Annotated in this window: 13 protein-coding genes and 1 riboswitch; of the genes, 3 read left to right on the top strand and 10 right to left on the bottom strand. The window is 52.5% G+C overall.

The annotated features are described in order from the left end of the window. Window positions 1-29 precede the first annotated feature (29 nt). Window positions 30-1,916, bottom strand: coding sequence for a methyltransferase domain-containing protein (locus K1V27_RS05170; RefSeq protein ID WP_258928490.1), 1,887 nt, complete (start codon window positions 1,914-1,916; stop codon window positions 30-32). A 497-nt stretch (window positions 1,917-2,413) separates the two neighbouring features. On the opposite strand from K1V27_RS05170, the gene K1V27_RS05175 reads away from it, so the two are divergent. After that, a complete protein-coding gene (locus tag K1V27_RS05175) occupies window positions 2,414-3,535 on the top strand; it encodes a glycosyltransferase family 4 protein (RefSeq protein ID WP_258928491.1) in 1,122 nt (373 codons plus the stop codon). 4 nt (window positions 3,536-3,539) lie between these two features. Next, the gene (locus K1V27_RS05180; protein WP_258928492.1) at window positions 3,540-4,727 is read left to right on the top strand and encodes a glycosyltransferase; all 1,188 of its coding nucleotides are present in this window, start codon (window positions 3,540-3,542) and stop codon (window positions 4,725-4,727) included. Here the strand turns inward: K1V27_RS05180 and K1V27_RS05185 are convergent. From K1V27_RS05185 to K1V27_RS05215, 7 genes are all read right to left on the bottom strand, one after another. Further along, window positions 4,688-6,955 (bottom strand): STT3 domain-containing protein, encoded by a 2,268-nt coding sequence (locus K1V27_RS05185; protein WP_258928493.1) that lies wholly within the window; start codon window positions 6,953-6,955, stop codon window positions 4,688-4,690. The genes K1V27_RS05180 and K1V27_RS05185 overlap by 40 nt on opposite strands. 12 nt (window positions 6,956-6,967) lie before the next feature. Beyond that, the gene (locus K1V27_RS05190; protein WP_258928494.1) at window positions 6,968-7,936 is read right to left on the bottom strand and encodes an ABC transporter substrate-binding protein; all 969 of its coding nucleotides are present in this window, start codon (window positions 7,934-7,936) and stop codon (window positions 6,968-6,970) included. Window positions 7,937-7,966: 30 nt separating this feature from the next. Then, window positions 7,967-8,728: an ABC transporter ATP-binding protein gene (locus K1V27_RS05195; protein WP_258928574.1), complete on the bottom strand. Its 762-nt coding sequence runs from the start codon at window positions 8,726-8,728 to the stop codon at window positions 7,967-7,969. 5 nt (window positions 8,729-8,733) lie between these two features. Beyond that, complete coding sequence (locus tag K1V27_RS05200; protein WP_258928495.1) at window positions 8,734-9,726, bottom strand: FecCD family ABC transporter permease; 993 nt, start codon at window positions 9,724-9,726, stop codon at window positions 8,734-8,736. A 293-nt stretch (window positions 9,727-10,019) separates the two neighbouring features. Continuing rightward, entirely contained in the window at window positions 10,020-10,742 is a 723-nt protein-coding gene (gene cobI, locus K1V27_RS05205) for a precorrin-2 C(20)-methyltransferase (protein ID WP_258928496.1), read from the bottom strand. Window positions 10,743-10,756: 14 nt separating this feature from the next. Further along, window positions 10,757-11,458, bottom strand: coding sequence for a precorrin-8X methylmutase (locus K1V27_RS05210; RefSeq protein ID WP_258928498.1), 702 nt, complete (start codon window positions 11,456-11,458; stop codon window positions 10,757-10,759). Between the two features lie 140 nt (window positions 11,459-11,598). Next, window positions 11,599-11,788: riboswitch (cobalamin riboswitch) on the bottom strand. A gap of 281 nt (window positions 11,789-12,069) precedes the next feature. Further along, on the bottom strand, window positions 12,070-12,471 hold the full coding sequence (locus K1V27_RS05215) for a DnaJ family domain-containing protein (RefSeq protein WP_258928499.1): 402 nt from the start codon (window positions 12,469-12,471) through the stop codon (window positions 12,070-12,072). 90 nt (window positions 12,472-12,561) lie between these two features. Between K1V27_RS05215 and K1V27_RS05220 the strand changes: the two genes are divergently transcribed. Beyond that, on the top strand, window positions 12,562-13,272 hold the full coding sequence (locus K1V27_RS05220) for an NAD-binding protein (protein ID WP_258928500.1): 711 nt from the start codon (window positions 12,562-12,564) through the stop codon (window positions 13,270-13,272). Between the two features lie 118 nt (window positions 13,273-13,390). On the opposite strand, the gene K1V27_RS05225 is transcribed toward K1V27_RS05220, so the two are convergent. Together K1V27_RS05225 and K1V27_RS05230 are read right to left on the bottom strand one after the other, a co-directional pair. Then, window positions 13,391-14,110: a MazG family protein gene (locus K1V27_RS05225; protein WP_258928501.1), complete on the bottom strand. Its 720-nt coding sequence runs from the start codon at window positions 14,108-14,110 to the stop codon at window positions 13,391-13,393. Then, window positions 14,107-14,697 (bottom strand): CvpA family protein, encoded by a 591-nt coding sequence (locus tag K1V27_RS05230; protein ID WP_258928502.1) that lies wholly within the window; start codon window positions 14,695-14,697, stop codon window positions 14,107-14,109. The genes K1V27_RS05225 and K1V27_RS05230 overlap by 4 nt, the downstream gene beginning before the upstream one ends. Between the last annotated feature and the right edge of the window lie 164 nt (window positions 14,698-14,861).

Consider the following 14,861-nt stretch of genomic DNA (forward strand, 5'->3'; position numbering starts at 1 on the left):
GCCAGTGATCCCATATTAATAACAAAGCCTTATGGCTTGTAACCGAGGATAGCGTAATCTTGTTCCTTGAGAAAAAATTCCAACAGTGGATTAGAATCGAGTGCCAAGGATGGCTTGGCAAACATTTCAGGCGACATGGGATTCTGGCGAATGATCTTTAAGTTGAGGAAGCCCCTTGTTTCCAGCATATATTCCATGGAGGGAGGTGGAAGAGGTCTCAAGTGAGTCGGATCAAAGTAAAAATTGCATGCTCCGACGATTAAATTCTCCGGATTGGGAGTCTCGAATATCAGCAACCCACCTGGCTTCAGGGCCCGGAGGCATTCATCCAGCAGGGCCACCAGATTATCGAAGGACAAGTGCTCGATGATGTGGATCCCCGTTATGGCACCCAGGCTGTTGTCGGGTGATTCGCGCAAATAGCAAAGGGCCTCCGCTTCATATACTGTTAAACCGATATCAGCACATTGTTGAACCAATACCCGGTTCAGGTCAATGCCGAACGCGGTTAGCCCTTCTTCATGCAATAATTCCAGCCATTCTCCCCGGCCGCAGCCGATATCCAAAATGGGCCGTTCCTGCGTTCCTGCGCCGGCTTCCGTAACGATTGGAAGGTATATCCTGGCACGTTCCTTGATCTCTTCCCGTGTGCCACGAAATTCATCCTCGAAGCTCACATAAAGCGCATCCAAGCGATGCTGGTATTCGTTGTCCAACTTGTTCAACTGCTCTTTGTCGAAAGGTTCGGGCAATCGCGCTCTGGCCTCTTCTAAGATGAAATTGATGCGTCTTTCCTGCAGAATAATATCGCGTTTTTGACGGGTGAGCAGCTTGTGAATTGTCGAGTCCTTGACATCCAGTTCCGCAAGAGCTCTGCTGAAAGCATCCAGTCTATCCCTGATCTCAGTAAACTCTTGGCTGTTCGCTTTGTCGGCCAACATTGCCAAGAGGCCGTCGCGCAGTTCAACGATTTCATGGGCATCGGCCTTATTGGCTATGGCAGCAGTAAATTCTTCCTTTATCCGGTTCACTTCATAACTGTCTGCTTTGTCGACTATTGCGGCGGCAGTGGAATCCTTCAGTTGATTCACTTCATAAGTGTCTGCTTTGAGAACGAGAGAATCTTCCAGTACCTTAACCCTGTCGATAAATTCCATGAGAAGATCCTGTTTCTCTCGATCGATCTGATTGTTGCGCAGCGCCTCTACTTTCTTTGCGGTTTTCATTTGGCTGTCACGCAACGCCTGCAATTCTTTCTCGATAATTCCCAGCTGAGATACTATCTCATCCAGGTCACCGGGCTTAAATCTTCCCTCGTAAAGAGTTTGCATTTGGCGGCCAAGCTGCTCCCATGCGCCCTCGATCCTTTCTGAAAGTTGGTTAAACGTGTTGCGGTGCTGGCCGGCAAGCATCATCGTATGAGCTTCAAAACGAGACATATTTCTTATGATGACAGGTAACCTCAAGATTCCCGTTATGACCCGTATAATCCAGCCAATTATGGGTATCTTGTAGAGCATGGTCGCGGTCAGGGGAATGATCAGTCCGGAAACCTTGACGCCTTTCAGACGACCCTCGGGTGAGAAACGGAGGCGGCCAAGAATCTCTGTCTTCGACTGGCTTGCATCCCTCAGTCGTGCAAGGTAATAATCCAGGCTGGGGATGTCGGGGTCGCGCAGGAGAAGTCCGCGATAGGCATTGACAATGAAGTCCCTGTCGTGAAACTGCAGGAAATCATTGAGGTGATAGCCACCGGGCTTCGCGCTTATCCTTTGCTGCGAATTGAGCCGTGGCAGGCTCAAATGAATTGGGAAGTTCCGCGACTCCAGTTTCTCTTTTCGTCGCTGTTCTGCCTCTTTCCTGACGAGAGTCATCAAATCCGACACCTTGATGTTTTGATTGGTCACTTCCGTCATTGCTATTTCCTTGGTACATTCAATGTCAAAAAACTAAGGGGGATGACAACCAGAATGGCACTTCTCCTGCCTGCGTCCCACCCGCAAGTTGACACAAAACAACTGGTAGCTGTTTTATTGCCTCGGGATCGAACTACAATCATGCCGCCGATGATTACCGGCTGGCACCAACGAAAAGTGGTTATTGTTTGGTCCTCGTTTCGCCTTGGTCCTCGCATAAATTGCTGAGAAAAGCAAGTCATAGAGGTCATAGAGACGGTTTTTGATAAAGAGAATCCAAAGCGCTTCAAGCCGCACGATAATTGATATTGTCTGGGTTTTGAGGTAAGAAGGTAACCACTTCAGGGATTCAACTAAAGAGATTGGGCCTCGCCTCCTCGGTGGGCTGGGTGATGGGTGTTGTCCGGATACAGGGATAAATTGTGGCTCAGGTGAGCAGCTTTCACCACATAGTCATTATCACAGCTAGACGATCAGCAAGGATAAGATAGAATTTTGTGAATATTCTGGTCAATGCCATTCCCTTGTTGAACATCAGCACGGGAATCAGTAGATACCTCGATTGTCTGTACGCCCGGCTGGAGGAACAATGTGCAGACCGGGTCCGATTAGGCTACTTCGACGGAACACGAAGTGCCTGCCGACGCCCGGCCGGCCCCTCGAATATTGGCCGATGGACGTCGCACGTGGACCTGTTTTGGAAGCTGCCGGCCTATCCCGCTCTGGCGTTGAGGATGCTTTCCCACTGGCAAAGGGAGCTGTACTTCAGGAAGGCCGCCAAAAATTATGATGTTTATCACGAAGCGGCTTTTTTCCCATTTCGGCCTCCCGGCGGGGTAAAAACGGTTTTCACGCTGCACGACCTCTCTTTGATTCGGTTCCCCCAGTTCCATCCTCGAGAAAGAGTTCTGTTTTCGCGCATCTTCATGCGCCGGCGCTGCGCGCTGGTGGAGCAATTTCTGACAGACTCCCGGTTTATCAAGGACGAAATCGTGCATTACTTGGGCATCGAAGCCAACAGAATCGGGGTCGTCCCCCTTGCACATGATTCGAGCATTTTTTATCCCACCGATCGTAACGTTGTGGATACGATAAGGAAACGCTATGCACTTGCCGAAAATTACTTTATTGCCGTGGGTTCGGGAGATCCTCGCAAGAACATGGGGATTATTCCCTTGGCCCTGCAAGCGGCCGGTTTAAACATCCCCCTGGTGGTTGTGGGCTGGTCCGGATGGACGCAGAAGAAGACCTGCCAGGGGCGGGTAATCCCACTGGGATATGTGCCCAACGAAGACCTCGCCGGTCTCTATTCAGGTGCGACAGCTCTGATCTATCCCAGTTTATACGAAGGCTTCGGCCTGCCCATCCTGGAGGCGATGGCGTGCGGTTGCCCGGTCATTTGCAGTCGCGCGGCGAGCATTCCGGAAGTGGCCGGTGATGCTGCTGTGTATCTCGATGACCCCAAAGACTGGGAGGGTCTGGGAAAGCTTTTGCAACAAGTTGCCTCGGATAAACCGTGGCGAGAACGACTTTCTCACCAGGGACTGGCCCGGGCCGCTCTATTTTCATGGGAAAAGACGGCGCGTCAAACACTCAATGTTTTTGAAAAGATGTTGTAGGGTGGTGGCTGACCTTCAAACTTCGCATGCTATGAAGATCCTTCACGTTGGAAAATTCTTTTATCCGTACCACGGGGGAATGGAAAATTTTCTCACCGACCTGGTTTTGCAGCAAACAGCCAGCGGCCTCAATGCTTCGGTCATCGCCCACAACCATCATGGGCTGGAGCTGACCGGTCATGAGACGGTTAAGGACGTTTCCGTCACCAGGACACTCTCCTTGGGCCAACTGGTTTACGCTCCCCTGGCGCCCACTTTCGGTTATCATCTGGCGAAAGCCATTTCCGGCGTACAACCGGAAATCATTCATTTGCATCTTCCCAACCTGTCGGCTTTCTGGATCCTGCTCATCAACACCAGAGCTCCCGTCGTGATGCAATGGCAGTCCGACGTAGTGCCCTCGAAGGTGGACAAGAGGCTCTCGCTATTCTATCCGGCGTACCGGATCCTTGAGAGGAAGCTGTTGGAGCGGGCGCAGGCAGTGATCGTTTCCTCTGAGAATTACTTGCATGGAAGTGAATGCCTGCAAGCATTTAGGGGGAAAACTGCGGTTATTCCCCTGGGGCTGAATCCGGATCGCATCTACTGCCCTGACACGGAGGAAATCAGGAGGGTGAAACGCAAATTCGGTCATTTCCTGATTCTCTCGGCGGGTCGCTTCACCTACTACAAAGGGTTTCAATACCTGATCCGTGCGGCTGCAGATGTCCCTGAAGCAAGCTTTGTCATTGTGGGAGACGGCCCTTTGCGCAACACGATGATCGACAAAATTGTGCAGGCGGGCCTCGACAACCGATTTTTCCTGCCCGGTTCTTTGTCCGATAAGGAACTTCATAGCCTGATGGCCGCTTGTGACCTCTTCTGTCTGCCCTCCATCGAACGAACAGAATCCTTTGGGATTGTGCTCCTGGAGGCCATGACATTCGGCAAGCCGTTGATCACAACGGACATCGAAGGTTCCGGTGTCAACTGGGTCAACGTGGCAGGGGAAACGGGCCTGGTGGTGCGCTCGGCCGACGCAGCCGCTTTGGCGGAGGGGATCAAGGCGCTGCTCAACAATCCTGCAGTGCGTTTGGAGATGGGTCATCGAGCTCGTCAACGCTTCAACGGCCTGTTCCGCATTCAAACGGTTTCAGAAAAGATAATGAGCCTTTATTCGACTCTCCAAACACCACTCAGTGGCGCAGCATAACCGATGGACTGGAATCCTGCCGTGTCCCAGGGCGAACCGAAGACGAGCCGGGCGGCCAATGATTGCAGGACTGCTGATTCCACAACGTAGACCACATCGGAACCCTGGAGCACGACAGCAACCAGGTCAATGCCTTTAACCGATTCGTGACCTGTGTGCTGAAACGGGAGTCGCCTCTTTTCTTCTCCGCAGGCAACCAGGCTTGCCTGGTTCCCGGGTGTCCCCTCCGCTACGCTGACGTACAGAATGGCATCAACCTTGAGCGCACCTTCACTGTTTCCTGTCGTGCAGGTTGTGCGGATCTGTTGAGTCGACTGCCCCCCTAACAGCCGGAACAGCGGATGGGCTCCGCTCCCTTGCATCGGATCCCATGTGCCAAAATAATACCACCAGTAAGTCTTGTTGATGAAATCCTCATTGAGGAAGAGCCACACCTTCACGCTCGGGAAAAAAAATTCCTTCCAGCCTTGCACATTTTGTATCCCATATTGCTTGAGGAAGGTTTCCGCATTGTCCGGACGAGCAAGAATGTTCTGCAGAAAAGCCAGGGCTTTTTTTCGGGATCCCACAAAGGATTCCACTTCGCGTAGTCCCTGTAAATCATGGGCGGCAAAAAAACGTATCCAATTCCGTGCCAAAAGGGGATTACCGCAACTCAAAGGAAATGCCGCAATGTAGCTTCTTTCGCCGGTTTGAGAGCCACCGTCGACAAATGTCTTAAGGCCCGTATGATAGTGCAGGAAATATCCATAATCCCACCATGTCCAGATCAAATCCCGGGGTGCTGCTCGTTCCTTGATGACTTGGGCCAGGGCCATGTCGTGCTTCGTGAGCGTAGGGCCTCTGTGCCTGGAGAAGCTCATGGAGACACTGGGCAGGAGCAGCGCAACCGAAACCAGTAAGAGCAAGCCCCATTTCAAGAAGTTACTTGGAATCTTCGCCAGCAGTGTGCTCCTAAAACAAATTTCGCCCACGAAGTAGCCCATCCCCAACGCATAAAGCGGAATGAAAAAAATGAGAAATCTCCTTGCCAGTACACTGAGCAGGGCAACAATCAGCCCGATGCCCAGAAAAGCGGCTGCTTCCTTATTTTTCCCGCCAAGAAAAAACAGCCCGATGAGCGCAATGGCAAAAGGCACCGCATGCCCCCCCGTTTGCTCGATAATCAGTGGCAGGGGTAGAGGCTGCAGCTCGCTGATGGACAAGCCGATATTGGGAAAAGTTGAAATCAAGGCAGCTTTGTTGCCAATGAGACCCAACTGCCCTGCGTACCCATTAATGAAACCTTTCAGCTGATGGGGCAATGACTCACTGAAACCACTTAAGGCATAGAAAACGGCTGATCCGACCAGGAAAATGAGAGCCATTTTGATGGCTCGCTCCACTTTGGAGGAAGGCAGGAAAACGCTCAGGCAATACGCCAATATGGCCAGAAAAAACCCGAAGTAGGGGACTTGCAGCCACCATAAATGGAACATGTGGGCTGTCATGAGGGCCGATAACAGGTAAAGAATCCTGGTGCGCCCTTTATCGACGGCAAATCGATAAACGCAAAAAAGAATCAGAAAAACGAAGAAGGGATTCAAACTATCGGTGTCAAAGCGCCCGAGACAGGTACGGCTATACCAGTAGAAACTGGAAACTCCCGCCAGACTGCTGAGCAGGGCCGTAACGGGGCCGGATATGGTGTATCCCCAGCAGGTGTAGACGATGACCATAAGTGAGCCCAAAACTGGCGGCAGGTAAAAAGCCACCTGTTCGATGGAAAGATCGGTCCACTTGTGAATGGCCGCGGTGATGGTTGCCAACAGAGGTATCTCTTGGAGATGCCGGCCACCTTCAGACGAGCCGGCCGAACTGACATTCTGCCGGTTCAGTAGCTGCCTGGTGATAGTGAGATAGTGATAGGCATCCAAGGTGGTCATTGTTGGTGCATGGAGTGCAATGCCTCCCGCACTGCCCCACCAGAAGCGCAGGTGACTGAATTGCAGACACAGAGAAAAACAAAATCCTGCCAGCAGCAGGAGGCACAAGGTCTTGACAGGCGAAGTTTTTATGGCGGAACTGCTTGAACCCGATGAGATACGCAAATTTCTTAGAGGTCGAGTGGTTGGCTTAATGGGTAGGGGAAATTTCTGCTGATGCGATTCCTCTGTGTCTTGACCAGATTCAGGATGTTGCCGGCTTGCCTGGATGGATCGCTCCACAGGCACAACGGACTTCGACATATGGACCAACCCTCATTGTGTGCCCGCCCGAAAGCATTCCGGATAAAGTGTTGCGGCCAACTGTTCCACGGCGTTGACGCAGCGCGGGCCGGGCCGCGAGTAAAGAAATTCATCGACATACAAAACGTTGCCGTCGCGCGTCGCCCGCAATTTTTCGAAATGGACTCGTTTTCTCGGATCAACGGGATTGCGGTTCATGGGACCGGTTTGCACCAGGTAGAAGTCGGGATCACTGAGCAAAAGGGATTCCAGGTTATAGATCAGCAGAGACTTCTCGCTTTTTACGACATTATTCGCGCCGGCGAGATTCAATATGTCTTGTACCATTGAACCTTGCCCGGCGGCGGTGAGGGGCTCTGCCCGCACTTCGAAGAACACCGTGCGGCGTCTTTTGATGGTACAACGAGCAAGAATGCGCTTGTCGGTTCCTGCCAAAACACTTTCCGCCTGATTGAGACCGAGATGGAACTGTACTCTGGCAAGGCGCTTGCGCAGATCTTCCAGCAGCGACTCGGCCTGCTGTTCCCTCCCAGTCAACTGCCCCAGTCTCGATATCGTGGCAAAAATCCCGGAGAAGTTCCTGGGGGCAAAGACCGCAACCGGTATGCCTGCCTGCTCGAGGCTGTCCATCCCGGGAATCGCCTCCCGTCGACTGGCGCTCTGAATCACCAGATCAGGCTTCAGTCCGATAATCATTTCCACATTGGGTTTCATATGGGTGCCAACCGAGGGAAGCATTTTCACTCCTTCCGGAAAAGCATCCGCCTGTGTTCTGGCTATCACCTGTTCCCCGGCGCCTATGGCAAAAAGCATTTCGGCAAAGGCTCCATATAGCGGAATGATGCGCTGCGCAGGCTTCTCCAGAGAGATGATCCTGCCTTGATCATCCGAAACTTGCATGGCAAATGCCGGCACTAAAAATACGCATTCGATGGCTCCCCAAAACACCAGTACTGTCAGAAGATTAAGGTTGTTTCGCATAGAATAGACTCGTGCAACCGGATGTCATCGCTAAGGCAGAAAAACGACCTGCTTTTTGCCGGTCTCCGCAACCTCGTGGACCAATACTTCAGCATCGTAGACTTCTTGCAGGATCTCCGAGGTCATAACCCTTCCAGTCTGACCATCGGCGACCAGCAGGCCTTCCTTTAACAGCATGAGTCGGCGGCAAAAGAGTGCAGCCAGGTTGATGTCATGCAGTACGGCGATGATGGTCAGTTCCCCCTCCTGGTTTAGATGCCGCAATACCCTGAAAATCTGTAATTTTCTGTGGATGTCCATGGCTGAGGTCGCTTCATCCAACAGCAGGATGGGCGTTTCCTGCGCCAGCGCTTTTGCCATTGATACTCTCTGCTTTTCACCGCCGCTGATGGCCGTGATCAGTCGTTGTGAAAGGGTCTCGGTGTCAGTCAATTGCATAGCCCGTTGCACGACTGCCGCATCCTGAGCATCTTCCAACTGCCAGCGGCTTTGATGCGGATAACGCCCCATCCGCACCACCTCTTCACACACGAACGGGAAATGCACGGCCGTATCCTGGGTCACCACAGCCATGCGGCGGGCGCGTTCTTTAGGTTTGACCTGGAATATTGGCTGCTGCATAACGTTAATCCGGCCGCTCTGAGCGGGAATCACACCGCTTAAAGCCAGCAGCAGGGTGGTCTTGCCGGAACCGTTGGGTCCCAGCAGGCCAATGAATTCGCCTTGCTGCACATCAAATGAAATTCCTCTGAGTACGGACCTCTGCCGATACCCACAGCGCAGGTCGTGCACATGTATTACAGTTGCAGGTATTTTTTTCGATGAAGCATTAGATAGCAAAAAAAAGGACCTCCGAGGATAGCGGTCACCACTCCCACAGGTAATTCCTGACCATTGGGAAGAGAGCTGCGAGCTAGTGTGTCCGACATCAGCAGAAGAACAGCGCCCGCCAGAAAAACGGCCGGCAACAGGCGCCTATGATGCGGTCCCAAGCCTAACCTCACCAAATGAGGCACCACCAGCCCAACAAACCCTATTACTCCACTGACCGAGACGGCGGCGGCTGTGACCAGTGAGGCTGCGAGCATGAGTCTGAATCGTATCTGCTGCACATCGACTCCCAGCTGTTGGGCTGGCACGTCACCCAGGGTGAGCAGGTCAAGCTCCCTCGCATAGTAAAGGATCACAGCCCCCCCTGCGACAAGGTAGGGCAAAACCAGCAGCACATGTCCCCAACTCTTGCCTGACAAGCTGCCCATGACCCAGAAAACAATAGTGGACACCGAGTCTTCGTTAAGGCTTTTCAACACCCCAATCCAGGCGGACAAGAATGTTGACACGATAATGCCGGCGAGAATGAGTGTCGTTGTGTGGATCTGACCATCTACTCTGCCCAATGCATAGACAAGATAGAGGGCTGCCAGTGCTCCGAGAAAAGCGGCGATAGGCAAAGAGCTCATACCCCAGAAATGGCCCCCTGCCCAGCCGAACAGAATATAAAGCGAGGCGCCAAAGGCCGCCCCGGTAGAGACCCCAAGAGTAAAAGGATCGGCCAAAGGGTTGAGAAGCACCCCCTGATAGACCGCGCCCGCCAGTGCCAGCGATCCTCCCACCGCTAGGGCGAGACAAATGCGGGCCAACCTGACATGGACCACAATGTAGCGCACCCTTTCGTCTATTCCCTCTGCCCACTGGGGATGCAATGGAGCTGCCCAGGATCGCCAGATCACATCATAAGTGGTGTCGAAGCTGCCGATCCCGGATGTCAAAAAGGCGCTCAGAGCAATCATCAAAAGGGCCGCAAACCAATAAAGAAAACCAAGGGAACAACGGGATCGAAACCAATGGCCCAGTATCCGATAAGATTTTTCTGGTGGTTTTTCGTTGGGCCACCGACTTATGCTGCTTCCCATCTCGTTTTCCCCGCCTGGAGTCCTTCGATGTTTCAGGAAAGCGGAATCAGGCATGAACCGGAGCGGGTCCGGGCATCGCACAAGCAGGATAATATGCGGCAGAAAGAATGCATCCTGTCATGCAACAAAACAACCACCGCACCTTCCAGCAAATGCAGGCTCGCCTCCATCTACCGGGCTTCCAGGCCGCGCTTCTTGATGATCATCAAAGACAAATAGTTCGGCTGCGGCATCTCAACGAGCTTTTTGAAATCCTGCTCGATGATCTCGCCATCCAGGCCACATCGGCTGATGAAGCAGCAACAATCCTGCAATCCCATTTCTTCAACCCGCTGCAGTATCTGAGGGAACTGCTTATAGGTCTTCATCAAGACCACGTTGTCTGAAGCCGCAATCACTTCCTTGAGGCGATCGCCGCCCTTGGCTCCTGATACCACAGTGAAAACCTCTTCGGCCTCTGCCAGCGGTACAGTGGCACAAGCCGCCGCCGCCTGGAATGAAGTGATTCCCGGTACAATGGAAATGACAACCTGCGGCAATCGCTCGCGTATTTTTCGCATCAGATAAATGAAAGTGCTGAATGTGAGTGGATCCCCGAGAGTTAGAAAGGCCACATGTTTTCCCTCTTTCAGGATCTCTACCACCTTCTCACAATTGGTTTGCCACGCTGTTTCCAGGCTTTCCGGGTTGAATGTCATCGGGAAATTCAGTTGATCAACCGGAACGTTCCCTGGCAGATGACCCTTTACAATCTCATAAGCCAGGCTGTAATCATTCTTACTGGAGGCAGCAGCAAAAACATGCGCCACCTTGCCCAAAACGTTGACCGCCTTGAGAGTCAAAAGCTCAGGGTCTCCCGGCCCAACTCCGATGCCATACAATGTACCAAGCATAACTTTCCCTCTGTTCACTCAGGTCTGGCCAATTCCATCAAAGCATGCAGAATCGCAACGGCTACGGTGCTTCCGCCTTTTCGGCCGAGCACGGTTATCGATGGTTGCTCCTTGTGCTCCCAAAGGGCATCCTTGGACTCTGCTGCCTGGACGAAGCCTACGGGAACTCCGATGACAACAGCCGGCCGAATGCCTTCTTCCTTAACCAAACGCAGTATCTCAAGCAGGGCTGTTGGTGCGTTTCCAATGGCCAGGATACTTCCCTCAAGCTGCTCTGAATACTTTCGGAAGGCGGCTACCGATCGCGTTGTCCCCAGTTGTTCCGCCCACAACTGCGATGCGCTGTCCGTCGCGGGTGTTATCACTCTGGTCCCGAACCAATTCAGCCGCCAGGGCGAGAGGCCTGTGTGAATCATTCGGGTATCGGTAATGACTTTTTCGCCCCTTCTCAGGGCCTTCATGGCGGCATCAATCGATAGCGGGTGAAACCGAACCCAGCGGGCGTAATCAAAATCACCTGTAGTATGAATGATGCGCCTGACGATTTGCCATTGATCAGGCTGAAATTCATGCGGCCCCATTTCTGCGTCGATGATGTTGAAGCTCTTGTCCTCTATAGTTTGCCCTGCATTCACCAACCCCGGGCGACTCGCTTCGGCACAATCTTTGGACTCCGAGGCCATCTCCGTCATTCCTTCCTCGCTTTCACCCCGCAAAATTTCCTCCAAAAGCAAAAAAGTCCTTGGACCTCACCTGGGAAGGTGGGATCGCAAGGACTGCACCCAGCTTACTTGATCCTCTGCTTCATGGAGGAAAAATCCTCGTCCCCCACGTCTAATCCATACATTGTTGTTAGCATCAACTTCGGCTTCAGGCAGGTTTTCTGGCTTACGGATCGGTCTACTGGCCACTCCTTCCCGGCAATGTGATGTTGCCAGTGGTCTTTGTGGCTTTCGTCCCCGTTCACAGCGGCGGGCCCACGACGGATTTTCACCGTCTTCCCTATTAAATCCCGGACTCAGGATACCTGAACCTGCTATTTTTCAAAGAACCGATGTCCGTTCTGTATCGTTAACCGGCAGCATATACAGCTCAACACCGAGCTTAGGGCAAAAACCGTGCAGCAAACCTGCAGAATTGACAGTCTATATCTCTATCTTATTTGAAATGCTGCGTCAATGGCAGGCTTATCCACCTTTCTCAAAATCTTGCATCCCCGCGCGGAAGGCAATTTGCTTGCTCTGAAACAGTGGTGCGGGTAGTATACCCGCGCGATCCAGAAAATGATAATCTTCGTGCGGCGGACTGGTAGCGGGCAGTTCGCTGGTCAGCTGGGTTTGTCCTGGCGGTTGACTTTTACTTTGTCCAATACCTTTTCGTAGTAATGCTGGTTTTCTTCAAGCAAGAGGGAGCCTTTTCGAGTCATGCTGAGCTTCATCATGAGGTAGTTGAGCTTTTTCATCTGCTTATACTTCTCCTGAGTGTCCTGAATGCCCGCGAGCAGTGCTTCAGTGTTGTGGATTTCTTTGCGCAATTCCAATTCCGGAGGAATGCAGTCGGCGTTTTTAAGGATTTTATAAGCCAGGCGGAGATCCTGGGGTAGGTGGCTGTCATCTTCCAGGTTCAAAGGCTGACCTTGCCCGGGGAGGTCTTCAAATTCCCCGCGCTCCATCGCTTCGCGGATCTTCTGGTCGGCAATTTTGTCGAATATGTGAAATATGTTGCTCATTGCGATCCCATGAATAAGTTATTGTTCCTTCACTGAGAGGGCCGTCAACCATTATAGCAAAATTTGCTGAAGTGATTAGGTACAGCTACTATGCAATTTGACAAAAAGATTCAAGACGTTTCGTCATCACAGCCGCCTCATTTTCCCCCCAGGCAAATCTACATCTTGGGAGCCGGCCACTTTGGCCGCGTGGCGAGTCAGCGGTTAAGCCGCCGTTACGCGGAGGCCTCGATTCTTGTCATCGATTCGAGCACAGAAAACCTTTCCAGGATAGAAGAAGAATTCTCCCTGCCGGTGGTGCACGCGGAAGCAGTCTCCTACCTTTGCTCAAACCGGTTTTCAGAAGATCAATGGATCATTCCGGCAATCCCCGTGCACGTAGCTTTCCAGTGGCTGATGTACCAACTCAAGTCGGTGCATACCGTCAATCAGATGGGCGTTCCCCAGGCGGTGGACAAAAAAGTTCCGCATCCGTTCAGGATGAACAGCAAGACGCTGTACGCCAGCTATGCCACGTTCAAATGCCCCGATGCATGCAATGAACCGGACGAGATCTGTACCTATACGGGTGAACCCAGGCAGGGGAATCTATTTGACGATTTGACGCGGGTGGAAGTGCCCGGCTTTGCTATCGTGGTTGTGCGCAGTTGGCAACTGGCGCCCGGCGTTGGAGGCTATCCGGGTAGTTCTCTCACGGGTGCTCTCGAGGCAATCCAGTGCACTCCAGGCAATTACCTCATCGCCACTAGTTGTCGCTGCCACGGGGTCATAGATGCGCTCGGATGGTCTGATTCAAACTGATGTGTGATCCCTTTGCCCGCTTGCCATGTTCGGCGGAAGGAAGGGCCGGCGCCGGGGGGCCGTGATCAGATGCCGATCCTTTGATACTCCCGCCTGCGGCTGCGGTTGAACCGCACGGTCACCCGGCAAGGGCGGGATCTCTGCTGTTTAGAGATTCCTGCATCGGCTGCAGGGCGCTGTGCAGAATATCTTCTGCCCGATACCCTTCCAGGCGCGCCAGATTCACCAAACTGATGAAAAGTTCTGCAATGGCTCCTGCAGATAATTGTTCTCCACTCTCCAGTCTTTTTACAAGTAAATGGCTTTTGATAGAAAAATCCTGGACTTGATGATGCATGTCATTCAAGCGAGTACTCTTATCGTGCGATGAACGTGACAGAAGCCGATAAGCTCGCATGAGTGCCGGTAAGGTTTCAGGTATGTCGCCGTTGGACTTATTGCCGGAAGCTCTTTCGCCGGCCTTTATCTTTTCCCAGTTGAGGCGAACTTCTTGGGGAGTTCGGGCACTGGCATTGCCAAACACATGCGGGTGCCGCCGTATCATTTTTGCAGTGATGAGATCACAGACATCATCGAGTAAAAAATCATTGTTCTCCTCATACAGACGGATCAAAAAGAACACCATGAAAAGCAGATCCCCAAGTTCTTCTGCAGCTTCCTGGGGCAAGCCGCTGCGCACCGCCGCCGCAGCTTCATGAGCCTCTTCGATGAGATACGTCTGCACGCTTTCGGGGGTTTGTTTGCGGTCCCATGGACACCCTGATTCACTCCGAAGTTGCTTGATAATCTTCCAAATTTGTTGAACTTTTTCCCATCGTAAGTTTTCGGCTTCGGTCATTGTTGGAATTTCACCCCTCGGTTGTCTCTATCCTGCCATGCAATTCCTGCTGCTCTGGTCTTCTCGTAAGCCGTCCAATAGCGCTCGATTTCCAGCCGTTTGCGTTCGAACAGTTGCTGGACGCTCGCAGGCGTCGCCTGGATCACAATTCTTGCCATCCCCTGAATGTGAGGGGCCAAGTACGATTTGTGGAGGAGGGGGCTCTTGGCGGAGATAAAAAAGGTGAGCGTGGAAATGACAATGATACTGAAGGCAAGCGCCTTGCCGAGGCCTACCCCGACCCCAAAAAATCGGTCGAAAAAGCCCAGCCCGGTTCTGTACAGCAATTTTGATATCCCGAAGCCAAATAGGCCTACGCAGAACCAGGCCAGAAGAAATAACGTGATGAAACTGATGACGTGGACGGCCGTCAGATTTGGAAATGCATGCGCAAGCCTGGCTGCGACACCTTCATAATAGTGTGCTGCCGTCAGGAACCCGCCGCATAGGCTGGCGATACCGAATATCTGGGCGACAGCCCCGCGCCAAATTCCCCGCACAACACAAATGACGGTTACGCCCAGAAGAATCCAATCGAGAGAGTTCATCGTTTTTTCCATACTCCTTGTCCACTCACTCACACTTGCCCCCTATTATTCCACACAAGCCGGATCACGTCCAGTCTCGCCCAGAGTAACCCAATGGACGGCTGCCTCCTTGGCGGTATTTGGCGGGCATGACGCAGGGTTAGGCCCGGATCCGCCCCCCATAG

Origin of the sequence: Desulfoferrobacter suflitae (genome assembly GCF_022603395.1) — a bacterium.
Lineage (GTDB): Bacteria > Desulfobacterota > Syntrophobacteria > Syntrophobacterales > Syntrophobacteraceae > Desulfoferrobacter > Desulfoferrobacter suflitae.